The organism is Arthrobacter dokdonellae (assembly GCF_003268655.1).
In the GTDB taxonomy this organism is placed as follows: Bacteria; Actinomycetota; Actinomycetes; order Actinomycetales; family Micrococcaceae; genus Specibacter; species Specibacter dokdonellae.
Genome location: NZ_CP029642.1, coordinates 2,929,523 through 2,956,506 on the forward strand (window position 1 = coordinate 2,929,523; position 26,984 = coordinate 2,956,506).

General features: G+C 60.2%; 22 protein-coding genes. 9 read left to right on the forward strand and 13 right to left on the reverse strand.

What is annotated here, in order from left to right; translation table 11 throughout:
- The 3 genes from DMB86_RS12990 to DMB86_RS13000 are packed head-to-tail and all read right to left on the reverse strand — an operon-like array spanning position 1 to position 2,532.
- On the reverse strand, positions 1-570 hold the full coding sequence (locus tag DMB86_RS12990; protein ID WP_113718183.1) for a VOC family protein: 570 nt from the start codon (positions 568-570) through the stop codon (positions 1-3).
- The gene (locus DMB86_RS12995) at positions 567-1,562 is read right to left on the reverse strand and encodes a LacI family DNA-binding transcriptional regulator (protein ID WP_113718184.1); all 996 of its coding nucleotides are present in this window, start codon (positions 1,560-1,562) and stop codon (positions 567-569) included. Before DMB86_RS12995 ends, DMB86_RS12990 begins: the two co-directional genes overlap by 4 nt.
- Positions 1,549-2,532, reverse strand: a complete 984-nt coding sequence (locus DMB86_RS13000; protein WP_113718185.1) for a Gfo/Idh/MocA family protein — start codon at positions 2,530-2,532, stop codon at positions 1,549-1,551. Before DMB86_RS13000 ends, DMB86_RS12995 begins: the two co-directional genes overlap by 14 nt.
- A gap of 150 nt (positions 2,533-2,682) precedes the next feature.
- Here DMB86_RS13000 and DMB86_RS13005 point away from each other — a divergent pair, with 150 nt between their 5' ends.
- From DMB86_RS13005 to DMB86_RS13025, 5 genes are all read left to right on the forward strand, one after another.
- Positions 2,683-3,330 carry a bifunctional 4-hydroxy-2-oxoglutarate aldolase/2-dehydro-3-deoxy-phosphogluconate aldolase gene (locus DMB86_RS13005; protein WP_113718186.1) on the forward strand — a complete coding sequence of 216 codons (648 nt, stop codon included), beginning with the start codon at positions 2,683-2,685 and terminating at the stop codon, positions 3,328-3,330.
- The gene (locus DMB86_RS13010) at positions 3,327-3,875 is read left to right on the forward strand and encodes a P-loop nucleotide/nucleoside kinase family protein (RefSeq protein ID WP_113718187.1); all 549 of its coding nucleotides are present in this window, start codon (positions 3,327-3,329) and stop codon (positions 3,873-3,875) included. The genes DMB86_RS13005 and DMB86_RS13010 overlap by 4 nt, the downstream gene beginning before the upstream one ends.
- A 286-nt stretch (positions 3,876-4,161) precedes the next feature.
- Positions 4,162-5,580, forward strand: a complete 1,419-nt coding sequence (locus tag DMB86_RS13015) for an MFS transporter (protein WP_113718188.1) — start codon at positions 4,162-4,164, stop codon at positions 5,578-5,580.
- A gap of 183 nt (positions 5,581-5,763) precedes the next feature.
- Entirely contained in the window at positions 5,764-6,576 is an 813-nt protein-coding gene (locus DMB86_RS13020; RefSeq protein ID WP_113718189.1) for a sugar phosphate isomerase/epimerase family protein, read from the forward strand.
- A 175-nt stretch (positions 6,577-6,751) separates the two neighbouring features.
- On the forward strand, positions 6,752-7,543 hold the full coding sequence (locus tag DMB86_RS13025) for an SDR family NAD(P)-dependent oxidoreductase (protein WP_113718190.1): 792 nt from the start codon (positions 6,752-6,754) through the stop codon (positions 7,541-7,543).
- A 459-nt stretch (positions 7,544-8,002) separates the two neighbouring features.
- On the opposite strand, the gene DMB86_RS20340 is transcribed toward DMB86_RS13025, so the two are convergent.
- On the reverse strand, positions 8,003-8,320 hold the full coding sequence (locus DMB86_RS20340) for a hypothetical protein (protein WP_171814485.1): 318 nt from the start codon (positions 8,318-8,320) through the stop codon (positions 8,003-8,005).
- A 442-nt stretch (positions 8,321-8,762) separates the two neighbouring features.
- On the opposite strand from DMB86_RS20340, the gene DMB86_RS13030 reads away from it, so the two are divergent.
- Positions 8,763-9,167, forward strand: a complete 405-nt coding sequence (locus DMB86_RS13030; RefSeq protein ID WP_113718191.1) for a hypothetical protein — start codon at positions 8,763-8,765, stop codon at positions 9,165-9,167.
- A 203-nt stretch (positions 9,168-9,370) separates the two neighbouring features.
- Entirely contained in the window at positions 9,371-10,198 is an 828-nt protein-coding gene (locus DMB86_RS13035) for a DDE-type integrase/transposase/recombinase (protein WP_113718192.1), read from the forward strand.
- A gap of 417 nt (positions 10,199-10,615) precedes the next feature.
- On the opposite strand, the gene DMB86_RS13040 is transcribed toward DMB86_RS13035, so the two are convergent.
- The 5 genes from DMB86_RS13040 to DMB86_RS13060 all read right to left on the reverse strand — a co-directional run bounded on the left by DMB86_RS13040 (position 10,616) and on the right by DMB86_RS13060 (position 15,977).
- Positions 10,616-11,785 carry an SIS domain-containing protein gene (locus DMB86_RS13040; RefSeq protein ID WP_227878363.1) on the reverse strand — a complete coding sequence of 390 codons (1,170 nt, stop codon included), beginning with the start codon at positions 11,783-11,785 and terminating at the stop codon, positions 10,616-10,618.
- A gap of 86 nt (positions 11,786-11,871) precedes the next feature.
- On the reverse strand, positions 11,872-12,804 hold the full coding sequence (locus tag DMB86_RS13045; RefSeq protein WP_171814486.1) for an ROK family protein: 933 nt from the start codon (positions 12,802-12,804) through the stop codon (positions 11,872-11,874).
- A gap of 69 nt (positions 12,805-12,873) precedes the next feature.
- The gene (locus DMB86_RS13050) at positions 12,874-13,710 is read right to left on the reverse strand and encodes a carbohydrate ABC transporter permease (protein ID WP_113718195.1); all 837 of its coding nucleotides are present in this window, start codon (positions 13,708-13,710) and stop codon (positions 12,874-12,876) included.
- Positions 13,710-14,648: a carbohydrate ABC transporter permease gene (locus DMB86_RS13055; protein WP_113718196.1), complete on the reverse strand. Its 939-nt coding sequence runs from the start codon at positions 14,646-14,648 to the stop codon at positions 13,710-13,712. Before DMB86_RS13055 ends, DMB86_RS13050 begins: the two co-directional genes overlap by 1 nt.
- Positions 14,649-14,654: 6 nt before the next feature.
- Complete coding sequence (locus DMB86_RS13060; protein WP_171814487.1) at positions 14,655-15,977, reverse strand: ABC transporter substrate-binding protein; 1,323 nt, start codon at positions 15,975-15,977, stop codon at positions 14,655-14,657.
- Positions 15,978-16,190: 213 nt separating this feature from the next.
- Here DMB86_RS13060 and DMB86_RS13065 point away from each other — a divergent pair, with 213 nt between their 5' ends.
- Positions 16,191-16,949, forward strand: coding sequence for a DeoR/GlpR family DNA-binding transcription regulator (locus tag DMB86_RS13065; RefSeq protein ID WP_113718198.1), 759 nt, complete (start codon positions 16,191-16,193; stop codon positions 16,947-16,949).
- Positions 16,950-18,139: 1,190 nt separating this feature from the next.
- Here the strand turns inward: DMB86_RS13065 and DMB86_RS13070 are convergent.
- The 4 genes from DMB86_RS13070 to DMB86_RS13085 form a co-directional block, all read right to left on the reverse strand.
- On the reverse strand, positions 18,140-19,675 hold the full coding sequence (locus DMB86_RS13070) for an APC family permease (RefSeq protein ID WP_113718199.1): 1,536 nt from the start codon (positions 19,673-19,675) through the stop codon (positions 18,140-18,142).
- A gap of 183 nt (positions 19,676-19,858) precedes the next feature.
- Positions 19,859-21,499, reverse strand: coding sequence for an amidohydrolase (locus DMB86_RS13075; RefSeq protein WP_113718200.1), 1,641 nt, complete (start codon positions 21,497-21,499; stop codon positions 19,859-19,861).
- Positions 21,500-21,504: 5 nt separating this feature from the next.
- On the reverse strand, positions 21,505-22,926 hold the full coding sequence (locus DMB86_RS13080; protein WP_113718201.1) for a purine-cytosine permease family protein: 1,422 nt from the start codon (positions 22,924-22,926) through the stop codon (positions 21,505-21,507).
- A gap of 169 nt (positions 22,927-23,095) precedes the next feature.
- Complete coding sequence (locus tag DMB86_RS13085; protein ID WP_113718202.1) at positions 23,096-24,583, reverse strand: aldehyde dehydrogenase family protein; 1,488 nt, start codon at positions 24,581-24,583, stop codon at positions 23,096-23,098.
- A gap of 438 nt (positions 24,584-25,021) precedes the next feature.
- Between DMB86_RS13085 and DMB86_RS13090 the strand changes: the two genes are divergently transcribed.
- Positions 25,022-26,971 (forward strand): primary-amine oxidase, encoded by a 1,950-nt coding sequence (locus DMB86_RS13090; protein ID WP_113718203.1) that lies wholly within the window; start codon positions 25,022-25,024, stop codon positions 26,969-26,971.
- The last annotated feature ends 13 nt before the right edge of the window (positions 26,972-26,984 follow it).

Genomic DNA, 26,984 nt, shown 5'->3' on the forward strand with positions numbered 1-26,984 from the left:
TTAAACGTCCTTCCTGAAAGTGTCTTGAACTGCCGCCCAGTCCGCGGGACCGACCAGCCGTGGCGGGGCCGTGACGCGGGAACGGTCGACGATTTCCATCAGCAGCCCCCAGGGGGTGATGAAGTAGGTCCAGCGGTTGCCCGCCACGCGGGGACTGTCACCGGCGACTTCCTTGCGCTCCCCGAGCACGCGCACTCCAGGGGTTTCCTGCAGCACGGCGACCGCTTCGTCCACGTCGTCCACAACGAAGCACAGGTGGTGCCCGCCTGCGTCGCAGTGCCGTGGCGGTGTTTCCCGCCGTTCCGCGCTGCTCCATTCGAAAAGCTCGATGTTCAGGTTCGGAGGCAGCCGCAGCATGGCCAGGGTGAGCCGGGCATCAGCAGGGACATCGAAGTTCGTGGGCATGAACTCGGGGTCGGGTCCGCGCTCGGAGCGGTACAGCTCCTCGGCACCAAGCACCTCGACGAAGAAGCTGACTGCGTCCGCGAGGTTCGGAACTGTCAGACCGACGTGGTCGGCATGCCGCAGCCCGGGCAGCCGGCGCAGCGTCCTTGCGCTGGCCCCGGTCATGTGCGCGGCCCCGCGGTGGAGGCGCGCACCAGAAGTTCAGGTTCCAGAACGACGTGGTCCACCGATCCGTTCAGGTTCTGCTTTTCCGCCAGCTCGATCGCAATGTTTCCCATGTCAGCAATCGGCTGCCGCACTGTGGTCAGGGCCGGGTTGAACCGGGCGCCCAACGCCAAGCCGTCAAAGCCCATGACCGACACGTCATCCGGCACGCGGATGCCGCCTTGGCCAAGGGCCGAGATCACCGCGAAGGCGACCATGTCATTGGCGGCGATAATCGCCGTCGGGGGATTTTCCATCTCAAGAAAGTGCTTTGCCGCGCGCGCCCCCGCGTCCGGATCGGAGCCGCTGTCAAGGACAAGGGGCGTGCCGCCGCCTTCCGCTGACAGCTCCAGAAACGCGTCCATCCTGTCCTGCGCCGTATGGGTCCCGGAGATACCGGAAACATAGCCGATCGAGGTATGCCCCAGGGAACGCAGGTGCTCCAGGGCGATGACTATGCCGCGGCGGCTGTCGACGGTGACGGTAGGAACCGAGTCGTCGCCTTCCACGCGGTCGATCACTACCACCCGGTGGCCAAAATCAAAACGCTTGAGGACGTCGGTATCGACTTTCGTGGACGGAGCGACGATTCCGAAGGGTGCGTACATGGCCTGCATTGCGGTGAAGTACCCCTCGGTCTTGGCAGGGTCCCCATTCGTGACACACAGCAGCAGCTGGTAGCCGCGCTCATCAGCGGCCTGCGTCATGGTCTTGGCAAGTTCTGCAAAGAACGGGTTGGTGATGTCGGGGACGATCAGGGGGACGAAGGTGCTGGTCTTTCGACGCAACGCCTGGGCGAGCGGGCTCATCGTGTAGCCGAGCCCCTCGGCGATGCGCAGAATGTGCTCCCTGGTCTCGCTTTTCACCGCCTCCGGCCGGGAGAACGCCCGGGAAACCGTGGAGCGGTGGACGCCGGCCGCCTTCGCGACCACATCAATATTAGGGTCTGCCATCTTCTCTTCCTCCGTGGTCGTCATAGGCCTGCCAAATCGGGTGCATCGCATCTTCCAGCTGGGCCAGTGTGGGCAGCCCCCGGAATCCATTCTCCAGCGTCTTCGCGACCCGGCGAACGAACAGATCATAGAGAGGGTCACTGTCAACATCGATCACGGCGGACTCCGTCGCCCCGTCCAGCGTGGTGAAGGTGGCGGAACCGTCTGAGTCGACAGAGGCAAATCCGGCCTCCCCTGCCGACGTGAAGCTGCAATACCGCTTCAACGGCGAATTCGGGAATGCGTACCCGACCTCGATGATGGCTTCACGCCCGTTCGGGGTGGTAATGATGAGGCTGGCATGGTCCTCAACATCCGCACCGTGCAGAACGGAAGAGAGCCGGGAATCTACGTTCTCCGCTGACTCGTTAGTGCTCTGCAGGAACATGTCGACAAAATGCGGTGCCAGATTCGCCAAGCAACCACCACCCGCAACAGCAGGGTCCAGCATCCAAGGATTGCCGTTCTCCAGATAGCGAGAGGGCGGCCCGGCGATAAAGGACATTCTCTGGTACGTCGGACGGCCGGCCTTGGCCAGCCAACTCTCGGTGGGGCCGTCCCGCTGAACGAACGGGACGGTCACGGGCACACCGGCCGCTTCCGCTGCCTTCCGCACCTCGGAAAGTTCCGCAAGGGAGGTGCCCAGAGGCTTCTCTACCACGACCGGAATGCCGCGCTCGATCAGCGCGAGGCACTTTTCCGCCATGCCACTGTGCGGGCCGAAGACATAGGCAAGCCCGAGATCCGGCAGATCCACCAGTCTCCGCCAGTTGGCCACTACTGGAGCGTTCCACGCCTCCGCAATCCCCCGGACGAGCGATACGTCCTCGTCACTGATGCCGACGACTTGGTGTTCTTCGCCGATCGCCCCTGAATAGAGCGGGAAATGCCAGTGCGAAGCACCAAGGATGATCGTGCGTGGTCTACTCATCCGCCAGCCCCTTTGCTAAATTTGAGATCGATTGCTGAGATCGGTTGCATTCAGCCTATGGATGGTGGGAGAGTTTGTCAACGACACTTCAAGCACGATCCAGGGGTGCTCCGGAATAGGAAACTGCCTGGGTCAGAAGAAAGGCAAGCAATGTACAAAAAACTTCGCACCCTCGAAACGATCGACCGGTCCGGTGCCGTCCTCATCGTGCGCCTTGACAATGAAGATCTGGCAGAACGCGTGGCGGAGGCCGCGATAGCCGGAGGCTTTCAGGCCCTTGAGATCACACTCTCGATCCCGGGTGCTGTGGACGTGATTCGCCGGCTCTCTGCCAAGCATGGGCCCAATAGAGTAGCGATCGGAGCCGGAACAGTTCTGGATGAGCACTCAGCCTACGAGTGCATCCGCGCCGGCGCCGACTTCCTGGTCAGTCCCCAGCTGAACCCGGCAATGATCCGGATGGCCAACCGCTACCAGGTTCCGACTATCAGCGGCGCATATACGCCGACGGAGCTTGTTGAGACTGCCGAAGCCGGCGCCGACATCCTCAAGCTCTTCCCCACCGAAGCCGGCGGCATCCCCTACGCGAAATCGGTCCTCGCCCCGCTGGCACACCTGCCTGTCATGCCGGCAGGCGGCGTCACCCCCGGGAATGTCGCCGAATGGTTCGCCGCCGGCGTCGCCTGCGTTGGCGTTGGCAGTGCCGTGACAAAGGCATGGCAACCGGACGGCGACTTCTCCCGTGTCACCGAGGCCGCCAGGGAATTTCTCTCAGCAGTGGCACAGGCCCGCCAATGACGGGCCCCGAAGTCTTCATTGTCATCGGCTCCGCGGGATCTGGAAAGACGACCATTGCCCAGCAAACAGCGAACAAGCGTGGAGCTGCATATCTGGACAAGGACCGGATCTGTGGCCGGCTTGTAGAGTTTGCTTTGAAGACAGCCGGACACGACCCCAGCGATCGGGAATCCAACGGGTTTTACCGGGAGAATGTTCTGCCCCTGGAGTACGAGACGCTCATGGACATAGCCGGAGCGAATCTACGGCTGGGACGTTCGGTCGTACTCGATGCACCCTTCGGCGCGTACTTGGCCGTACCGGACTACCTGACGCGCGCCGCGGAAGAATTCCACTGGCCTCCCTCGGAGACCACGGTGATGCGGGTGCAGGTTCCCCAGGATATTCTCCGGGAGCGACTCATTCAGCGGGGTTTGGAGCGGGACCAGTGGAAACTTGCGCACTGGGACGAATACTGGGCAAGGTACGGCAGCCTGGACTGCACCTGGTCCGGAGTCCGCTTCCTTGACCTCAACAATGAGAAGTCCCAGCCAATTCAGGGATGACCACCTAAGTCCGGCTCGTGTGGATCGGCCCCCGCCTGCCCTCCCGTTACGTGCTGGCGAAACGTTTGGACCTCCTGTTCCCTTGGTCAGAAATAACCGTTGACAGAGCCGGCCGGCCTCAGTATCGTTGCTTGCAACCGATCTCAGCAACCGATCTCATTTAAGAACTTTTGCAATCGATCTCACTGGGGAAGGGCTGGACCAGCTTCTTTCCATTGAAAGCCGGGCAGCGCCCATGCGTTGCCCATACCCCCACCGCAGCAAACGTGAAAATATGGAGAGTTCAATGAAGACCTCAAATAAAGCCGTCGGCAGTCCGGATCCTTCGGGGATTCCCGACGTGTCCCTCCTCCCTCGCCGCTCCGTCAACATGGTGGCGGGCACGATCGGCCACTTCGTGGAGTGGTACGACTGGTACACCTACGGGCTGCTGGCCGCCGTGTTCTCGGCCCAGATCTTCCCGGGCCACTCCCCGTTCGCATCCCTTGTGGAAGCCCTACTCACCTATGCCATCGGCTTCGCTGTACGCCCCTTCAGCGGAATCATCATCTCTCCACTGGCTGACCGCTTCGGCCGACGTCTTATCCTGACGCTGTCCATCTCCGGAATGGCACTGGGTTCCCTGATCGTTGGCCTGACTCCTTCATTTGCAACGATCGGCTACGCCGCACCAATTTTGTTCCTGTTCGCACGCATCATCCAGGGCATCTCCGCAGGCACCGAACAGCAGAGCGCGATCGCCTTCATGGTCGAACACGCTCCCCCGAACCGGAGGGGACTGTTCGGCTCCTTCTCCAACATGGCAAGCGGCCTCGCGACCCTGGCAGCGACCGGCGGCGCGGCGATGGTGACATTGACGTTTTCTCCTGCCGACCTCGCCGCCTTTGGTTGGCGCATTCCCTTCCTCGTGGGCGGCGTGCTTGGCCTCATCGGTCTCGTCATGCGGGCCCGCGCCGACGAGACACCCGAATTTGAGGCGAGCGCCCTCGTCGACCGGAAGTCCGCCTGGGCGCGCCTCAAGGACCTGCTCCGGGAGCACCCGAAGGCACTGCTGCAGGCCGCCGCGCTCTCGGCGCCGGCGGTGGCCTACTACACCTGGGCCACATTCCTCCCCACCTACGCCAAGCTGACCACCGGCCGGGACCTGGGTTCCACCTTGGCCGGGAGCGTTATCGGGCTGGCCTTGCTCGTGATCATCGTGCCGATCTGCGGTGCGCTCTCTGACCGACTCGGCCGGCGCAAAATCTTCCCCATCATCGGCGCCATCGGCATGATCGTCCTCTTCTACCCCCTCCTCCTGCTGTTGAACCAGCCGGGCTTCGGCGTCTACGTTCTGGTATCGGCATCCGGATGGGTGGTTCTAGGTATCTGGCAGGCCGTCTACCCGACCATTCAGGCCGAGCTGTTTCCCGCCTCAGTCCGTGTATCCGGCATCGGGTTCGCACATCAGATCGTCATCGCCGTCTTCGGCGGCACCGCGCCTGTGATCGCCGCCGCATTCGTCGGCGCCGGGCACCCCATGTACGTCGCGATCTACATGATCGCCATTGTCGCCATCTGCCTCATCGCCTACTTCACCCTCCCCGAGACCGGCAGCCGGGCCGGCCGGGCCACCGTGGCTCTCGCCGACGCCGAGGTGCTCCAAGGCGAGCACCTGCTCGCGAGCACTTCGTCGGGCACCGAAGAGGGCAAGCGTTCCCAGTAGGCACGCTCGTCCGTAGCAAGCCGTGGCGGCTCGACTGGGCAAGAGGGGGCGTGTCTGCTCCGGGCCTCGTCGGGCCGCGTGGCCCGCCAAGAGTGCGATCCCTTACGCAGGATCGAAATTCACATTGAGCTAAGCAATGAAACAAGTTTACTCTATAGGCACAGAACGGCGAGGACGATCTACATGATTATTAACACATTCTCCTATCTATGGTCAGCAACGGCGATTGATGCGATTGCGAAATTGGTCGACAATGGATTTGAAAGTTTTGAAGTACCGATTAGCTCTCCCCATTGTTGGCCGGATGAAATATCCAGCTCGGAACGCTCCGCAATTCTTGCAAGACTCAATGACTCTGGTGCCAAAATCCGTTCTCTGAATGCAGGCGGTTATGACATCAATTTGGCCAGCCCTGGCGCTAATATGCGTCGCAAAAGTATTGAGCACATTAATGCAGTGATTGATTTGGCCGTGGCTTGGGATGTCCCCGAGGTTGTGATATCACCCGGCACAAGGCGTCCTATGATTTCACCGTCACTGGAAAAAACCTATGGGTGGATGTACGAGAGTCTGGGGAATCTGATTCCGCTGGCAAAACAGGCTGGCACACGGCTGCTTTTAGAAAACACCCCTTATTGCTTCACTCCCACCATCCAGGACCTCGCAGCTATCGTACGCACGGTCAACGACGATTCGCTCAAACTCGTGTACGACGTCGCCAATGCTGCTTACATAGAGGAGGATCCCGCAACGAGCCTGCTCTCACATCACGAATCAATTGGACTCGTGCATATTTCTGATACGAGCTTGGAAACCTGGGGACATGATCCAATCGGAACTGGAGTGATCGACTGGCATGGATTAGGCAACGCCGTCGAAGCAACATGCGGCGTAGGAAACGTGGTTCTCGAGATCATTCGCCCGGAAAATCCTGTGCATGAATTTACCCAGGCGATGCATGATCTCAGAAATCAAGGCTGGGACTTGGACAACTAACTCCAGAGTTAGAAGCTCCAGTACGTCGGCCGATGGCAATGACCTAATAATGTAGCCCGTTTCCATTTTCAATTGGGCTACAAATCGTCCGAATTTTGTAGTTCGCGTTTGAAGATCATATTTTAGTTATCTAGGAATGATTCCCTGCGAATCCTAATCAAAAGGAATGTGTGCGATGAGAGCTTTGGTCAGTGGCGGAAGTAGCGGCATAGGCGCATCAACGTGCCTGAGACTCGCAGAGGCTGCTCTTGCTCGGGGAGTGCAGCCGATGATTGCGGTGTGTGGAAATGAAACGAACACTAACCAAGAGCAAATTGTTCGTTCAATCCAGTCAATGGGAGGTGCCGCCATCGCATTGGCGGGCGACCTCGGTGACCCCGATGTGCCAAGTCAACTGGTAGAAGCGGCTGTGGCCGAATTTGGTGGCCTGGACGCGTTGATAGCGAATGCTGGAATTGCCAGCCCCGGCGCAATATGTGACCTATCCATTGAGGACTGGGACAGCATGTTCTCCGTCAACCTCCGCGGATCGTGGCTTCTTGCCAAAGCAAGCTACGCGCATCTGAGGGATAGCCGCGGTTCCGCCTGTTTCACATCTTCAATGTCCGGCCAGCTCCCGCATGCCGGCTCAGGCGCTTACAGTCCCAGCAAGGCTGCATTGACAATGCTAGCCCAAACACTCGCGTTGGAATGGGCACCTGACGGAATTCGCGTAAACGTGGTATCCCCCGGCATGACGCATACACCGATGACTGAAAAAATGTATGCCGATCCCCAAATAAAGAAAGCAAGGGAAGATATTATCCCGCTGGCAAGAATTGGCGACCCCATGGACATTGCGAACGTGATCGAATTTCTTATAGGCCCGCTATCGGGTTACGTCACCGGGCAAGACATCTGTGTCGATGGCGGCTTCTCTAAGTCTATTCTTAGCCATATTCCTGGCCGACCTAGCTCTAAATCTTGAAGCCCGATCAGTATCGGAACCCCGGATCGTGACGTAGCCGTCGCCGGGAACAGCGGCACCCCGCCACCGCAGCGCTCCCCACCGGCAACCTCATACCAGGCATTTCCCTGGCCGCCATGGCGGCCAGAGCGCCGTTGCGCTTGGGGGTCCCGCTCGGCTGTCCCGTCGAGGGGCCGGCTGGACGGTGCCGGCGCTGCGGCGGTAGGCCGACGGTGCCGGGGCCCACCCCGATTCGCCACGGCTTCCCCACACACGCGCGAGCGTCGCGGCGGTAGCCCAGCCCGGGTTGACTTGGTGGAATCGTGAAAGCACGATCGGGCAACACCGGCGCGTTTGTGTACTACTGGACACGGCGGATTGGGACGGATCGGACGGTCGGCAAACCCGCCGTTCCACGGCCACTCAACGCGCGATTCCAGCAGTTGAAGGACTCTCGGTCCTCGGCCTATTGGACCCGCGTCAAACCAAACGTTCCCTTAACGTCAGTGCCGCCGTGATTCCGACGTTCGCAGCTTGGTCACGAAATTGAACCAAACGCAGGCCCGCCGGGGCAGCGAAATCTGAAGCAAATTGCCGCGAAAAAACAGGGAAGTTCATGCTCCACTCCCCCAACAAAAAGTCACCAAAATCCATATTTCGCAGCGGCAACTGGCCGTTTTGGCCGACAGGCCCGAAACCACGCCCCGGACAACGCAGTGCGTTGAAATACGACGGACCGCTTTCGACAACAGCTGGCATGCCGTTGACGACGCCGATGAGCCTGCAAACGGCCATCAAAAGGCCGCCCCGGCGCCGCGCTGCAGGTCCACGTCACGTTTGACTCACGTTTTTCAACCAAAACCCACGCCAGTCCTTGGCATGTCAAAGGGGCCCCGTTGTCCCGCACTCCCCCGGGAACGCACCGTTTTTGACGGTCAACGGCGACCGTTGGCATGAGAGTCCTGGGTTTCTCTTGGTCGTGGGTTCAATTCCCTCCCGGGGCACTCATGGCCCCTGACCTGCGGTTATGATCCACAGGTCAGGGGCATTTTGAGGCCAAAAATGGTCCAGGCCGTCTACGTCATCTAATTCAGCAAACTTTTGCGGAACGTCTGGTCATCTTTTTCAGCACCTGATGGTCATCACTTTCAACATTCAGCCTCAAAAAGTGGCTAGATCCCTCTACGTCAAGCTGGTTGTGAGCCATCCGGTTCTTTCTTATTGATTGAAGGAGACAGCCATGAGCGTTGCTACGCAGGGGTATACCCGTGAGGAGATCCGTCAGTTCGTCCATGAGTATTATCTTCAGCCCCATGGGTCGAAGTCGGTATGGCTTGCGTCGCGGTCAGTGGCGGATTGGACGTTTCGGCAGTGGCGGAAGATGGTGTTTGAAGGTGACCTCGACCGAACCCTTATTCCAAGGGATCATGGGGATATGGCCCGCACACATGGCGAACGGTCCGCGCTGGAAAGAGCGCGCGCCAAGGAAATCGCTGACCACCAGTCCGAAGTTGAACAGCTCAAGGGCCGCATCCGGGAACTTGAGGGCACGAACGATGCCCTGGGAAAAGCTATCGGGCTCTTGCACGGGTTGAACGTGCCAGAGCCCGATGCGAAACCGACGAACGATACAAAGAGTTCATAGAGACGGAAAACCGCCTCATCCGCACCCTGACGGAGCTCACGGGCTCCCAGCGGCAGGCCCTCGAGCTGTCGGGCATATCGCGCTCGACGTGGCATTACCGCCAAAATCCCCGCGCACGGGTAAAGGACCCGCTCCACCAGGCGGAGCGGGCGTACGAGTGCCGCATCAGCGACGAGGACCGTGAACGGATCGCCGAGTACATTATGGAAGGCTGGGCCGGGCAGGTCTCCGTGGACCACTCTTTCGCGGTGGCCTGGGACGCTGGCGTCATGCTCGCCTCCCAGCGCACCTGGTGGCGCATCGCCGCGGAGATCGAGGAGCAGATGCTCCGCCCCACGATCCCCACCAAGCGCGGGAACAAGAACGGCAGATCCGCGCAGAAGCCCGTGCTGAAGGCCACGGGCCCGTGCCAGATCTGGTCGTGGGATATTACTGACATTTACTCGCCCTGGCGGGGAAAAGCCTTCAAGGTCTACTCCATCATGGACATTTTCTCCCGCCAGATCGTCGGATGGCGGGTGGAAGAACGCGAGGCAGACCACCTTGCCGTGGACATGTTCGAGACCGCCATCGCCCTCTACGGCGCGCCCCGGGTCGTCCATGCCGATTCCGGGCCGGCGATGAAGTCCAACCTGCTCCGCGATGCCCTCACCGGCCACGGCGTGGAACTGTCCCATAACCGGCCCTACGTCTCCAATGACAACCCGTTCAGCGAGTCGGGATTTCGCACCATGAAGTACCGGCCCGGCTACCCGCGCGTCTTCATGGACGTCGAGGCCGCCAGGTCCTACATTGGCGACTACGTGCCTTGGTACAACACCAAGCACAAACACTCAGGAATTGCCCTCTTCTCACCCTCACAAGTCCACGACGGGTCCTGGAAGGACGCGTGGAAGACACGCGACCACGCACTCCAGGACTACTACGACAAGAACCCCGGAAGATTCCGACAGCGACCCACCACACCAACCCCGGCAGGCCACGTCGGCATCAACCTCCCCGAAACAAAACCAGCCAAACTAACCGCCTAGTGACTCCACACAGCTTGACATTTTTCGGATTGCGCGGTTTTCACTTTCCCGAACTCGGCCGGACAGTGACGGGCGGGTCCGAGCAATAATTGGGCCTCCGAGCGCCGTAGTCAAGGGAATAGTTGGCGAGGTTCCGAAACTAACGTGACTTATGAGGCTCCAACCCGACTGCTCGGCATCTTGAGCGCACTCTCGACCTTGGGCTCCACTTCTTGACCCTGGCGTGGCCCCGGGGCATCCCTCGGCAACGACATGCTTTCCGAACTGCCGGTCTGCATAGGATTCTCTGTAGGGTTCCCGGCAGCCCCTGAAGTGCACGGCTCTCTGCGCTGCACTTTTCAGCCAAGCTCGCTAATTCAAGCGCCAGACAAATCGCATTGTTGGGGCTGCGCCACCCAAAACCGATGCTGGCGGTTCCTAACCGGCATTACCAGTTTCAGTTCGAGTCAGTGGATGAATGAGCACTCCCTTCACCACCCGATTCACATTGCCGCCAGGGAAGGGGTTGTCAGGGGTTAGCCCCAAGTGAAGGGAATAGGCCAGCCCTAAGAGTTGAGCGATCAAGACGAAAACTGGTGCGAGAAATGCGTCGTCTAGGTCTTTGAGTTCGGACAGATTCCATGTGGGCGTTTGTTGTTCCGTGAGGGCCAAGGCGGAAACTGCGACGACACTGCCTGCGGGAAGGGCCGTTTTCAACTCGGCGATGATGTCGAGGTCGTAGGAGCGCGTGTAGGGGTCGGAGGACACGTACACAAGTACTAGGGTCTCGTCGTTGAGGATCGCTTTGGGTCCGTGCCGGAAGCCTAAGGAAGAGTCATGGTAAGCGACAATTTTCCCGGCCGTCAGTTCAAGGAGTTTCAACGCGGATTCTCTGGCGAGTCCTGCCAGTGGGCCGCTCCCGAGAAAGACCACACGTTGGTGCCCGGCCGAGACCAGTTCTCGAACGGCGCCCTGCGTAGAATCGATGAGTCGTTGCGCAGTTGTGGCCATCGCATCCACTGCCTCGTCGTTAGGACCACCCAGGATCAACAGGCAAGACAAAAGCATCGTGGTAAAGCTTGAGGTCATTGCGAACCCCTCGTCGTTCGCCATGGCCGGCATGAGCACGACGCAGGATTTGGGGCGGTCGTGGTGGTCTCGATAGAGCCGCCCGTCCTCGCTACATGTTAGGACTAGGTGACTGACGTCGGTGAGGACTTGGTCGGCCAAACCGGTAGCGGCAGTGCTCTCCGGACTGTTGCCAGAGCGGGCCAAGGAGACCAGTAGTGTTGGGACATCTTCGGCAAAAAACTCCATTGGGTTAGAGACGAGGTCGGTGGTGGCTATTGCGTCAACCCGGCGGTGGAGCATGCGTGCCAGCGCTGGCGCTGCGATGCTGCCTGCGAAAGCGGATGTGCCCGCTCCGGTGAGCAGGATGCGCAGATCGGGTCGCCCTAATAACGGGGCGAGGAATGATTGCAAATATTCGTTGCGTTCGGCGAGAAGAAGGGCAGTTTCACGCCATACTTCTGGCTGCTGCGCGATTTCGCGAGTAGTTGCTTCAGATCCTGCAGCGAGCTCGACAGCGGATTCGGTGATCCTGTACAAAGTATTCTCCTTGGCTAAGAAATCGTTGGAAAAGGTCGCCGGCCACAGAAAGCATGTCATTATGCCGGGATGTAAGGGATCGCCGCTCAGAGTCCCAGTCGCACCGCTGGGTCCGACAAGGCTTGACGGGCCAGTATGCCGGCGCCAAGACATGCGGCGTTGTCCCCCAGTGCCGCGGGAACGATACGTGGTTGCTCTTGCCATACGAGGCGACGGTGAAGCGAAGCGCTAAGCGGTTCCAGTAAATGATCCCCTGCCGCTGAGAGGCCTCCACCAATGACGATCAATTCGGGAGACAAAAGGGTCACGTACTGGACCAAAACGTGAGCGATGGCTTCGACGGCTTCTTCCCATACCCGAGTAGCGGTTCCGTCGCCCGCAAGCATGCGTTCCACGACAGGTTTAGCCCCTGTGACCGAGGAATCCGTCAGTGCGTTGTAGCGTCGGGCGATGGAGGGGCCAGTAGCGATAGTCTCTAGGCAACCCGTTGCTCCGCAGGCACATATTTCTCCGGTGCCAGCGTCAATGTGGCCGATCTCGCCAGCGAACTTGTTATCGATGGATCGACCCTCGACATACATGGCACCTGAAATACCAGTGCCAATGGGCATGAAAAGAACGTCGTTGGCCCCCTGGGCTGCGCCTAGGACGCGCTCGGCCAGGCCTCCCGCCCTCACGTCATGACCAAATCCGACGCTGATGCCGGTGCGGTTCATCAGCATCTCTCGAAACGGTACGTCGCGCCAGCCAATGTTCTCGGAATAGATCGCGACTCCGGCCTGATCATCCACCAGTCCCGGGACGACAAGTCCTACAGAGCGGGCATCTGGGGCTTGGGTGATGAGGTCGTCGATCGCGGTCATCACGGCATTTACAACGGCTTCCGGGCCATCCGCACGCGGCGTGGCCCAACGGCGGTATTCCCTTACACGACCGTCGCTCTGTAAGACTGCACCTTTCATTGCTGTTCCCCCCACGTCAAGCGCGATCATAGGTTCGTGGGAATCATGCTCAGTCATGTATTACCTTCGATCAGAGTTAGGCGATTTGTTGTCGTCAACGGCCCAGCATGGGCCCGGGCCGTAGTCTCACTTCACGCTTCCAGTGAGGAGACCGCTGACTATGTACCGGTTGAGAATGAGGGCGATTGCGGCAGGGACGGCCAATGCCAGAACGCCAGCCGCATTCAGCAACGTGTAGGGGACGAGGTGGCGTCCTTGAAGGGAAGCGATCACGACGGTTAGGGGCTGCGTAGAAAGGTCGCTTGAGAGCACGAGCGGGAAGAGGAATTGGCCCCACGCAAACAGGAAAGTAATAATCGCTGTCGAAATCACGCCTGGCCTCGCCAAGGGCAGGACAATGTGCCAAAGGACCTGCATCCTGTTTGCACCGTCGACATTTCCGGCTTCTTCCAAAGCTATGGGAAGGCTCGACATGTAATTGTAGAGGATCCACGTTGCGAGGGGAAGAAACCCTGACACGTATACTAGGACGATACCGGTGTAGGTGTTGACGAGGCCGAATGTCGTCAGGATTTGGTAAAGCGGGATCAGAGTTGCATAGGCCGGAAAGGCCATTGTCGCAAGGACCGCGTAAAATAGTACGTTCCGTCCCCTGAATTTCATCCGTGCAAATGCGTACGCTGACAGTGTTGCAACAATGATGGTCACGACTGTTGCAGCAGAGCACTCAATGGTTATATTCACGGCAGACTGGCGAACGGATTGTGCTAGATCCCCGTTCCCAAATAACAGCGAAGCATAATTGTGTAGTGACGCTGTCGGGGGCACATAATTTGATGGCTTTGAGCTGGCTTGCGCGTCCGTCTGGAGACTGATATTGAAAGCCCAGTACAGCGGGACGAGTGACCACAGAAGGATGAAGGCAATGCCGAGCCTGCGGGCTATGGGGGTACGTTGTTTCATTAGAACTCCACCGGCCGATAGACGAATTTCAAGACGATCAGTGACGCTATGAGTGTGGCCGCCGTGATCAGCAGCGACAGCGCGTAGCCCTCTCCGAAGTTAAGGTTTTGGAAGCTGATGAAATAGGTCTGCATCGTTAGGGATGCCCCCGTGGAGGCGGCACCATTGAGAATATATGGCTGGTCGAAAACGTTCAGGGTTGCGATGATCGCCTGGACCATTGCGATGGTGACACCCGGTCGGGCCAGCGGAAGGGTGATCCTTCTAAAGGTGCTCCATGCAGAGCTGCCATCTAGATTGGCTGCCTCGTAGAGATCATTGGGAATATTCTGTAAGGCAGCCAGGATAAGAAGCGTCGACAGTGGAGCTATCTGCCACACCTGAACCAACTCGATGGCCAAAATGGTCAGCAATTGATGCTGGCCCAAGAACACCATGTAATGATCTATCAAGTGCAGCGAGCTAAGGACACTGTTGAGCAGACCAGAGTTACTGTCCCAAATGCTCCCCCAGACGATGCCTTCGACGACGCCCGGAAGCGCCCATGGAAGGATGAGGATGGCGATAAGCACAGAGCGTCCAGCAAACTTCTTTTGTAGTGTGACCGCCATGGCAATCGCAAAAACAGTAGACAACACCACACCAATGACGACGTAAATCGCTGTGTTTCCCATGCTGGCCTTGACAGCAGTGTTGCTGAAGAGCTGGCGAAAGTTTTCCAAACCATTAAAAGCGTCCGGCGGGTTGAGCGGCTGGATACGGAAGAACGCCTCAACCACCGTGAACCCGGCCGGTATCAGCGCCAGCCCGACAATAAAGAGCGTCAGCGGTGTTACCAAGACGTATGGCAGCACATCGATCCGACGTCGGCGTCTTCCGAGTTCACCTCCTCCGGACCCAACTGTGGGACGCCGTCTGGAGCGGATACTGATAGTCATCAAACCCTACTTACTTGACAGGCTGGTCGCTGTGGCCGCGATGGCTTTCATGGCAGCGTCAACAGTCATTGAGCCTGTCGCGGCTGCGTGGAGATTCGTGTAAACAGCGTTGGAGAACTGCGGATACCAGGTCGGAGCGCCATCAGGAAACACGGGCTTGCTGGACTTGAGCATTGTCGTCAGTTCCTTCCCGCCGACAAGGTTGCCCTTGGCTGTGAGCTTCGCCAATCCCGACAGGCGAGACGGAAGGAAGTACCCCGGCATGACCTTGGCCGGTCCGTTCGCACCCGCGAAATCCGCCTGGTTCTGGGCCGAAGTGAACCACTCGATGAACTTGGCAGCGGCCTGCGGATACTTCGCGGTCTTCGGGATTCCTATGCCATCCGGGTTGCTGACATTCGCAGTCGTACCGCTCACGCCCGGCGTTGGCAGGTACTCGACCTGTCCCGCGACAGAGGAGGACGAAGGCACTTCATAAAGGCTCCCCAAGTTCCCCGAGTAGTCTGCGAAAGTGCTCGCCACTACGCCCTTAGCCATGAGCGTCTGCTGGCCTTGGCTGTCGCTGACGTTGATATTGCCGGCGGGGACCAAGCCAGTCTTGAGCGCATTGACCATCCACGTGGCTGCCTTGTACCCGGCTGAGTCAGGTGCCTCGAACTGCGGCTTACCCTGCCCGTCCAAGACCGTTCCACCGAATGCCTCCGTGGTCTGGTACCAGTAGGTGGAAAGGCCCTCGGCAGCTGCAAATGGGATGTTCAGTGGAGTCTGAGAAACACCTGTGCTCTTGATTTTCTGAAGGTCACTTGTGTACTGATCCATCGTTGTCGGCATGGTTGCGATGCCCGCCTTAGCAAACATCTTCTTGTTCACTGTCGTCACAAGGAATGACGAATCAAACGGCACACCAACGAGATGTCCACTGGATTTAAACGAATCCAACTGCGGCATGTCCGCAGCATAGGCGGGCTCGTCGATGTACTTTTCCATCGGAAGGAACCAACCAAGCTTGCCCTCCTGTCCGACCCTGGACCAGTCAACGTCGGTCGCATCGGCAAAGTAAGTATTGGAGGTCGCCGCCGCAGCGATCTTCGTCTGCAAACTGTCCCAGTCGACCGTCGACCACTTAACAGTGATACCCGTACTCTTCGTGAACGCATCCAGAGAACTTTGAGGCGGCGGGGCGCCGAAGAGAGCCACCGTGATCGTAACCCCACTGGTTTGAGTTGAAGCAGCAGTACTACCGCCGCTGCACCCTGCCGCCATCAAGCTGAGGGCGGCGGCACTGGCGATGAGCGCGGCACCTCTTCGACCAATTCGCATCGATATCATCGGATGACCTTCCTTGGAGCCTTGTATGAGCCGTCGCTGCGACAACTTGCTCGAAATGCGCGTTGTGAGCGAACAGCTGCAATAATTGCACATGTTACGTAGAGCACACAAGAGTTTGGCATCAATCAATGAGCAATGAACACAAAACACTCATAAAATGCTCAGTACGGACAACATATTGCAAATATATGCGCATATGGCTAGTGTGGCACCATGCTTCGTAAACAACGATTGAATGGCATTGTCTCGGCGGTAGTCGAGGCTGGCAACGCCGATGTCGCCACCCTGGCAGGGAACTTCAACGTGTCGGAGGCAACAATCCGACGTGACCTCGCTCTCCTGGAAGAGCAGCGGCTCGTCAGTCGCACACGAGGGGGAGCCGCAACAAATTCGGCCTTCAACGACTTGCCCCTGAACTACAAGTCGGCCCAGGACCTCCCCGAAAAAAGACGAATCGCCGAGTACGCCCTGCGATATCTCAAAGGTGCTCGCGTCATCGGAATGACCGGCGGCACGACAGCCACGGAGTTCGCGCGCGGACTAATGGACAGGGACGGTCTCGGGGTGGTCACCAACGCCCTGAATATTGCCATCAGCCTCCTCGCCAACCCAGCATTGCGCGTGTACGTGGCCGGAGGTGAAGCTCGCTCTAGCAGTCAAGAGACGATTGGCCCGATGGCGGAGTCGTTTCTTTCGGACTACAACGTGGATGTTGCATTCCTCGGAGTGGACGGGGTAGATCCCGAAGCAGGCTGTACCAACTACGACCCCATTGGCGCTCGAGTCAATCGCGCACTCCAAGAACGGGCACGCATGACCGTAGTCTTGGCAGACGCCACCAAGATCTCACGAGTCACTCTGGCCCAGGTATGCAAAATGTCAGAAATCGATGTTCTCATCACCGACAACAGGGCACCACTGGACATCGTCGAGCGAATTAGAAATCAAGGATGCAAAGTAATTTGCGTCTGAAGATTATCCGGCTCTTCAGAATCCAGAGTATATTTTCGGTCTACAGTCCTGCCCAGATTCCAACACTGATCTGGCGACGTAGTTGGTGAAGTTGCGGACGCCGACAGCAGAGCCGGCATAGGTTTCCTTTTCGGAAACCACGCAAGCCAAAGAACCCGACTTCCACCTCACATCGCCGGAATCTTAATCTCAGCGACACTCACTATCGCTCAGTCATTATTCGTAAAATGGTCAATATGGACAGCCACATCCACGCGATCGGTCACCACACGCGTGGACCACTCTGCCCGGAAGTTGGGCCCACTTCCAGACAGCCCCACCAGCTCACGACGAGCCACTCCCCCTTTACTCCCCTTTTTCAAACGAAAATTACCGTCGCCTACGGCATGTCATCGCCTTTGAAATCGCAGACCCAACTCCCTAAAACCCCTTGTTTTTGGGAGTCAACGACACACATCATCGTCAAGATGCTGAGTTTCTCTTGGTCGCTGGTTCGATTCCAGCCCGGGGCACCAACATGGTCCTGACCTGCGGTTATGTCTCACAGGTCAGGGTTTGCAGGTGCCAAAGTTGCCCCCCTCATCTTTTACTCATTTTTTTCAACGAGAATTTGTCAGCTTCTTTGGCATTTTTTCGTGAAGCTGGGTGCACCTTGTGCTCATCTTTTTCAACGTCGGGGTCCCAAAGTGGCTGGATTCCGCGGTTTTCAGGCTGGACAAGTTTCGGCTTTAGCTTCCAAGCATTGAGCCTGCGATCGTCCCATTTATGAACGAGTCCTCTGGCAGGGCATCATTCCCAGCCCAAGACCATGGGGGCAAACTGCGATACATCGTTCCGTTCGAGACTATTGATCCTGATGACGACCATTCCTGTGGTTCGTTCAGTGAGGAGAGCGTAGGTCGTCTGTCGTTAGTGTCCTTGGCTGCACATCGTGGACGATGCCGGGAGTCATGCTCAGATACACGCATTTGGGCCATTGCACATATCCAGGTGAAGTCGACAACCTCATTCGGCCGGCCCAATCATCGTCGCGGATCGCGCATGTTCACGATAGTTGGCGCTAGTTCGGTCAAGATGGCGCGCATTGCCGGCGGTATAATCATCCCGGCGGCAAAGTGACGCACCGGACTGTCCAGTAACTCTGTCAGCCGGCACGTCACCGTGGAAATCAATTCGAACTTTCTCCTGCGTCAGCTCTGCAGGTCGATGGCGGGTACTGCCTCGGGCAGATCCACATCATTCGAAGAATCGTTTTGCATTTCCCCCCGGACCTTTTTGCCAAAGATGTAGCCGAGGATGCCCAGGAGCATGATGCTTCCCAGCGTCCCGAGAGCAAAGGTCTCAAACGCCGGCTGCGACAAGCCCCAAACCCCTTCGAAGTCGTATTTAATGCCGAATACCCGCTCGAGGGTACCCGGGAACACAGCAACCCAAGAGCCAATCGCGATCCAGGTGAGGCAAATGCCGCCGAGGACCTTAAACCCGGTGTCAGACACCGGAACCCTGAACGGACGCACCACCGAGGGGTACTGGGTGCGCAGCCGGACAACGGCAGGAATCGCAATCAGGTAGCTGAGCAGGAAGGTGGAGATCGAAATCGTCAGCACGACCCCGAACAGTGCGCTGCTTGACCCGGTCAACTGCATGGCGGCGAGCATGAAGATGGTTGCCACGATGCCGGAGAGCGTGTTCACGCGAATCGGTGTCCCCAGCTTGGGGTGAAAGCGCCCGAAAAAGCCGCCAAAAAAGGAGCCGTCAGCGGCAGCCATGGCCTGCATGCGGTCGCTGATGATCATCCAGGCCCCGCCCTGGGAAACCAGGACGAAACAGAAGACGACCGCTGAGATGGCGAGCATTAGAGGTGCTGCGGATCCAAAGACCGTGAAGACGGTAGCAATGGCCCCGAAGAGGCCTCCGATGCCGGTGATCTGGTCCAGTGGCACCACCAGCAAGATGGCCAGTATCGGCAGCAGGTAGCTTGCTGCGGCAAGCAGTGAGGTCCGGGCGATGGAGATCGGCACGTCCTTCGCGGGGTTCTTCATCTCTCCCGCCGCGCTGTTCCCGGATTCGAAGCCCAGGAAGGAGAAGAGCAGCAACGGTGTGACGCCGAGGAAACCTGCCATGGTGGGCGAGAAGAACTTGAGGTCAAGGCCGTTGAATCCGTGCTGGAACCCGTAAACGGCAGTGACCACGAGGAAGAAGGCAAGGAACACGACTTTCAGAATCGCCCCGAGTGAGGGAAGCCACTTGCCGTGTTTGAGGCTGATGACGGCCGATGTCACGGTGATCCAGATGAAGCCGAGCTTGAAAAGGTAGTCCCCCACCCCGCCGGCGTGGATCGGGTACACATATTCGCTCCAGGTCTCAACCGCCACGAACGCCATGGCCCCGCCAACCCATACCGGCTGGGTCACCCACGTAAAGAGCGCCGCGACGGCGGCGGTCACCCGGCCAAACGCCATCTTGGTCCAGATGTAGACACCGCCTTCCTCGGCGAACGCCCCGCCCGTCTCGGCGAAGATCAGTCCGTAGGGAATCATGAAGGTCACCGCCAGTATGAGCGTCCAGGTGAATGTCTCGCCGCCAAAGCCGGAAACTTGGCCCAGGACCTCGATCGAGATAACGGCTGCGATGACGAGCAGGAGTATGTCCATGCGTCCGAGGGATTTTTGCAGATGCTTGGTCTGCTCTTGCGCAAGAAGTGTGGATGAAGTGGGGTGTTCCATGATCAGTCCTCTGTCATTGCCCTTGAGTGGAAGGTGTGGGCATCCGTGCCGAAAACCGTTCCGGACGCTCCGTGTGGACAAAGCCTAGGATGTGATTGCCATCACTCAAAGAACTAGTTTTCGATCTTCTGCATCAGAAATTCAGATGGGTGGCGTTGGGCCTTCCCCTGCCGGACGGTGAAGCTAACTTTTTTGATAGACCCGCGATCCATCCACAAATGTCTGTTCTGCCTGCACCGACCCCAGTTCGGAGGCCGGCACTTCATAGGGGTCGCTGTCCAGGACGACAAGATCGGCGACCATGCCCGCTCGCAGACGGCCGCGGTCGGCGTCCAGCCGGTTGGCATAGGCCGCGCCGCTGGTCGCGGCATGCAGGGCCGCATCCAAGGCAATCGCCTCATGTGGGAGCAGGGGATCGTGCTGGGAGCGCTCGTCTGACGCATGTGGGTCGGCAGGAGGTGCGGTGCGGTTCACGGCCGTGTGCACCCCCCACATCGGGTCGGGACTGGACACCGGCCAGTCACTGCCAATGGCGAGCCGGACCCCGGCCCGATGGAGCGATTCGAAGGCAAAGTGCATGCCCTGGTGACCGGCATCCAGGTATGGCAGCTTGGTGTCCACCAGCACCGGGTCCTGGCGGGCCCACAGGGGCTGGATGTTGGCGATCGCGCCGATCCGGGCGAATTTCTCGAGATCGTGCCCATCAATGATGTCCAGGTGGGCCACTTGATGGCGGGGGTCCCATCCGCTGCGACGCGGAAGATCCAGGGCGGCCAGGCTGTCCCGGACCGCTTGGTCCCCTACGGCATGCAGGTGCAAGTCGAATCCTGCAGCATCCAGGGCCCGCGTGATTGAACACAGGACCTCGGGCTCGATCAGCGTCATGCCCTTTTCATGCGGATGCCCCCGGTATGGACGTGTCATGGCCGCGGTCAGATTTTCGCACACGCCGTCAAGCATGAGCTTCACCGCCGTAGCCCTGAATCGACCCTGGGCGCGGGACCGGCGTTCGCGGAAGAAATCAAGCTGTTCAAGACCTTGGTCCCTGTGCCACCACAAGGCCCCCGTCACGGTGGCGGTCAGCAATCCCTGTTCTTCCAGTGCCAGGTAGTGGCCGAAGACGTCTGGGACGCCGAGGGCGTCCCCCACCGCCGCATCCTGCCAGGCCGTGACACCCTTGGAATGCAGAAACGCCTGAGCCGCCAACAATGCGCCGCGAACATGCTCCTGCTGGTGTGGCGGTATCAGCCGGGAGACCATTTCGGCGGCATTTTCGATGAGCATGCCCGTCGCCCTGCCCGTTGCATCACGGGCGATGATTCCCCCGTCGGGGTCGGGCGTCGAGTCGGTGATGCCGGCCAGCTCCATCGCCAGGGAGTTGACCCAGGCACCATGGGCATCATGGCTCATGAAGTAGCACGGACGGTCCGGGACCAACTCGTCGAGCAGGTCCCGGCGTGGGAAGCCGCCGTCGAAGACGTCCCCGTACCAACCCGCCCCCTCGATCCATTCACGGTCCGGGTTGGCGCGAGCGTAGCCGGCGATGATCCTGTGATAGTCCGTCCATGAGTGGGATTCGGAAAGATCGCAGGAGACCATCTGCAACCCGCCCATCAGCGGATGGACGTGGGCGTCCTGGAACCCGGGAAGCAAAGCCCTGCCGGCGAGATCGATCACTTCGGTCCCGGGGCCGCGCAATTGCAGCGCCTCATCGCCCAGCGCCATGATCCTCCCATCTTTTACCGCCAGGGCGTGGCTGCGGGGGTTGGCGGTGTCCATGGTGTGCACGGCTCCATGGGCGAACAGCAGGTCGGCGTGGGACATCGCAATTACTTCCTGAGGGCTGGGACGGGGGTGCCGGGAATGGCCATGCGCACCATGGCCGGAGCCAGCTTGGCAATGGCTATATACGCGACGGCGCTGACCGTCAGGCCGACAAACCAGGCGATGTCAATGCCGTTCATGGCCCTGGCCACCGGGCCCGTGTAAAACGGCGTCGACATGAAGGGGATCTGGGCCGCCACCCCAACGAAGAACACCAACAGTGCACCGGCGTTCCACCTACCGTAGCGGCCGCCGTCGGCAGCGTAAAACTCCGAAACCGCGTATGAGCCGTGGCGGATGATGTAGTAGTCAACGAGGTTCACGGCCGACCAGGGGATCAAAACGTAGAGCAGTATGCTCAGGAAGCTGAAGTAGGACGATGCGAAGTTGGTGGCCGCGGTCAACGCCAGCCCGACCCCCACCAGGTGCAGGACCACCGAGGTGACCAAGCGGGCCTTGGCCCCGGGACGCCACCCGCTGCGGAACGTTTCGACCAGCGTCAGCGCACACAGCGCACTGCAGTAGGCGTTGACGGCATTGCCCGACGCTGCAACGAGAGCGAAGCACACCAAGACCACCAGACCCAGGATCGGCCCCAGGATGCCGTGAAGGCCGGCCATCGTATCGGCACCTTTGACGGCCAATCCGACAGAGGCCCCGAGGACCATCAACAGCGCGCTGGAGGTGACACAGCCAAGATAGGTTCCCCAGAACGCGCCCTTCGTGCCCGACTTGGCGGGCATGTAGCGGGAGTAGTCGGAAACGTAGGGTGCGTAGGTCAGCTGCCAGACGATGCCGATGGCCAGCATGGCCAAAAATCCCGGCCAGGAAAAGGTCCCGGCCGTGACGTTGCCCCAGAAGTCCCCGTTGAGGAACAAGGCAACGAACGAGACCAGGACAAGGGCGCCGACGATGACGGCACCCAGCTGGGTGACCTTGCGGACCAGGTTGTAGCCAAAGGCGGCAATGACGAAACTCAGTGCGGCGCAACCGATGATCAAGACCGAACTGTTCGCACCGGGCACCAGTGTGGTGATCGAGTGGGCGGAGATGATGAGGTTGGAGGAGAAGTATCCGACGAACATCACGATTGCCACTGCCACGATCAGGCTGGCCCCCTTGGATCCGAACTGGCCGCGGGCCTGCAACATTTGCGGAACGCCCAACGCGGGACCCTGTGCGGCATGCAACGCCATTCCGATCCCGCCCAGTGCATGCCCTAGCAGGATGGCGAGAATCGAGGGCAGCAGGGGAAGTCCCAGCAGGGTCGTGGCGGTGGCTCCGGTGACGACAGTCAGCGGCGTCATGTTCATCCCGAACCAAATGGTGAACAGTTCCCGGGCCTTGCCGTGACGGGCGTTCTCTGGAATGGGCGCAATGGATTCTTGCTCGATTTCAAAGAGCCGGGATTTTTGCTTGGTACTCATGGCGTTCCTGACGTGGGAGGTGCCGCTTGGGACGTGGCGCCGGTGTATGGACTGCTCATAACGTTAAAGCTATGAGCTACATCACGTAAAGCATATTGATATGATGCCGTTCATCAATAAAACAGATGAGGCCCCCGTCAGTAGACGGGGGCCTCATCTGTGCCTCTGGCTAGCCGAACTGGATCCAGGTCGTCTTGGCGGCGGTGTAGTTGTCGAACGCCTGCAGTGACAGGTCGCGACCGAAGCCCGATTGCTTGAAGCCGCCGAAGGGCGTGGTGTTGCCCATCGCGTCGACGGTGTTCACGGACACCGTGCCAGCGACCAGTTCCGAGGCGACCCGGTGGGCCCGCGACAGATCCGAGGTCCACACGGAGGCGGCCAACCCGTAGTCGGTGTCATTGGCCATGTTGACGGCCTCCTCCTCCGTATCAAAGGGCTGCAGCACGGCGACGGGTCCAAAGATTTCCTCCCGGTGCACGTCGTGGCCGGAATCCAGTCCACCGAGCAGGGTGGGTTCAAGGTAGGCATCCGAACCCCGAATGTCCAGCCTCTGCCCGCCGAAGAGCACCGCGCCCTCACGGCGGCCGCGATGGATCCACGCCTCGACCGAATCTGCGTGGGCCGTGGAGATCAGGGAGCCGTTGCCTGCCAGCCCGGCCAGCGGATCTGCCGGGGCGTAGGCTTGCGCCGCTTCAGCCAGCAACGCCAGGAACTCATCGTGGACGGAGCGCTGGACCAGGATGCGCGAGTTGGCCGAGCAGACCTGCCCCTGGTTGTAGAAGGCACCGAACGCCGCCTTTTCGGCCGCAAGGGCCAGGTCAGCGGTATCGGCAAAGACCAGGTTAGAGCTCTTTCCCCCGGCCTCGAGGCTCAGGCGCTTGAGATTGCTGCGCCCGGATGCCTCCAGCAGGGTTCGCGAAACAGCGGTGGAACCCGTGAACGCAAGGGCATCGACATCCATGTGAAATGCCAGCCCCGCCCCGACCTCCCGCCCTGAACCGGTGACGATATTCAGCACGCCGGCGGGCATCCCGGCCTGAGCCGCGAGTTCGGCAGCGCGCAGGATACTCAACGAGGTTTGCTCGGCGGGCTTGAGCACCACCGAGTTTCCCGCCGCCAAGGCGGGAGCCAGCTTCCACATGGCTATTTCCAGGGGAAAGTTCCACGGAACGATGGCGGCCACCACACCCAGGGCCTCTCGGGTCACCATGGCCGTGGCGCCCCTTGGCACGGCCGGCAGTTCCCCCGACAGCTTGTCGATCGCCTCGGCGTACCAGCGCAGCGTAGCTATCGCGCCGGGGACATCCACTGTCGAGGTTTCCAGGATTGGCTTGCCGCTGTCGAGGCATTCGAGCAGTGCCAGCTCGTCCGCGTGTGCTTCCATCAGTGCCGCCCAGGCCAGCAGCACCGTCTTCCGGGCTTCGGCCCCCGAACGGGACCAGGAGGGAAAGGCGCTGCGGGCCGCCGCGACTGCCGCGTCGACGTCCGCCGTGCCACAGGCACTGAGTTGTGCCAGCTCGCGTCCGTCGATGGGGCTCGACGTCATGCGCAGTGAACCGGATGCGGCGCCCCGCCGTTCGCCGTTGACGAATGCGCGCCCGTCGATCTGCAGGGCATCGGCCCGGGCATCCCAGGCGGAAAGGGTTGGGTTGGTCATTTTCTGCTCCGTTGCTTGGAAGTGGTTAGTGGACCGGGATCTGGGCTGCGCCCAGGGAAATGGAACGGTTGATGCGCATCACCGCAGATGCCAGGGTCAGGGCCAGCAGCTCCATGGCGATCAGGGCAAGCATGGCTGCCGCGTGGCCGGCGCCGGCAGCCGTGGCGGCGGCGGGGCCGGAACCATGGCGCCTTGGCTCCCCAGCGCCATCAGCACGTGCACCACGGCTGCGGTGACGGCAGTGCAGCCCAACAGACAAGGCAGCACGCGAATGGCGCCCACCGCAGGAAATTGGCTGCATTCCACCCCCGTTCTGCCTTCCCTCGCCTATTTCAGCGACTTTTCCCTGGCACCCTTTACGAGATGCGGTGACTTGGGTAACATCAAACTTGTTGATTGAACAGTTGTATCATCAAAACCGTAATTTGAGGAAGACCCATGACACTCCAGACCGACCGCAGGGCCCCGCAGACCACACACCCGCTCGACCAGTTGACCACCGAGGATTTCCACGCCGTGCGCTCCGTGCTGGAGAAGGCCGGGCTGGTGCAGGACACCACCCGGTTCGCCTATGTGGGCCTGCTGGAACCGGCCAAGGCCGAGCTGTACCCGACACCGGCCCCGGGCACCGACCGCCGCGTGCGAGTCATGCTGTGGGACGCGGCACTCTCCCGTTCCCTGGACGTCGCCCTTTCCCTGACGAGCAAGTCCGTGCTCAGCCAGGTGGAGCTGGACCCGGCGGTCGACGGACAGCTTCCGGTGCTGCTCGAGGAGTTCGACCTCATCGAGGAAATCCTCGCCGCGGACGAGGGCTGGATCGCCTCGTTGGCCTCCCGCGGCCTCACCACCGCCCAGGTCCGGGTGGCGCCGCTGTCCGCCGGGGTCTTCGACTACGAAAACGAGACCGGCAAGCGCCTGCTGCGCGGGCTGGGCTTCCGCCAGGACCACCCCGGGGACCATGCCTGGGCCCACCCGATTGACGGACTCGTGGCGTTCGTTGACGTGGAAAACCGGCGGGTCAACCACCTGCTCGACGACGGCCCGGTCCCGGTCCCGGAAGTCAACGGGAACTACACCGACCCGGCCATCCACGGGGAACTGCGCACCGACCTGAAGCCCATTGAGGTCATCCAGCCGGAGGGCGCCAGCTTCACCATCGAGGGCAACCACCTCTCCTGGCTCGGCTGGGACCTTCGCGTGGGCTTCGACGCCCGCGAGGGCCTGGTCCTGCACCAGCTGCACCACACGCTCAACGGAAACCGCCGCCCGATCATGCACCGCGCGGCCATCTCCGAGATGGTCGTCCCCTACGGCGATCCCGCCCCCTACCGCAGCTGGCAGAACTATTTCGACTCCGGCGAATACCTGGTCGGCCGCGACGCCAACTCACTGAAGCTTGGCTGCGACTGCCTGGGCGAAATCACCTACCTCTCCCCCGTCGTTGCTGATGACTTCGGCAACCCGCGCACAATCCCCAACGGCATCTGCATCCATGAAGAGGATGCCGGGATCGCCTGGAAGCACACAGACGAATGGGCCAACTCCAACGAGGTGCGTCGCAACCGCCGCCTCGTCGTCTCCTTCTTCACCACGGTCGGCAACTACGACTACGGCTTTTACTGGTACCTCTACCTCGACGGCACCATCGAATTCGAGGCCAAGGCAACCGGCATTGTCTTCACTGCAGCGCTGCCGCACAAGGGCTATGAATACGCCTCGGAGATTGCGCCGGGACTCGGCGCACCCTATCACCAGCACCTCTTCAGCGCCCGCATGGACATGATGATCGACGGCAACTCCAACCGTGTGGAGGAACTGGACCTGGTGCGCCTGCCCAAGGGCCCGGGCAACCCCCACGGGAACGCCTTCACCCAGAAGCGGACCGTGCTGGAGTCCGAACAACAGGCCATCCGGGACGCGGACGGCACGGTGGGCCGGATCTGGCACATCAGCAACCCGGAGTCGCTGAACAAGATGGATCAGCCCGTAGGCTTCACCCTGTTTCCGGAAAACTCCCCGACGCTGGCCATGGCCGATGACTCATCCATCGCCTCCCGCGCAGCTTTCGCCCGACACCACCTGTGGGTGACGAAGTTCGCCGAGGACGAACTCTACGCGGCCGGGGACTTCGTCAACCAGCACCCCGGCGGAGCGGGACTTCCTGCCTTTGCCGCCCAGGACCGCAACATCAACGGCGAGGACATCGTGGTGTGGCATTCCTTTGGCCTCACCCACTTCCCCCGGCCCGAGGACTGGCCGATCATGCCCGTGGACACCACCGGATTCAAGCTCAAGCCCCACGGGTTCTTTGACGAGAACCCCACGCTCAACCTCCCCGCCTCCACGGCAGGACACTGCAGCCCCAGCGGCTGCCACGACGAGAACTGACGCGGGGAACCAA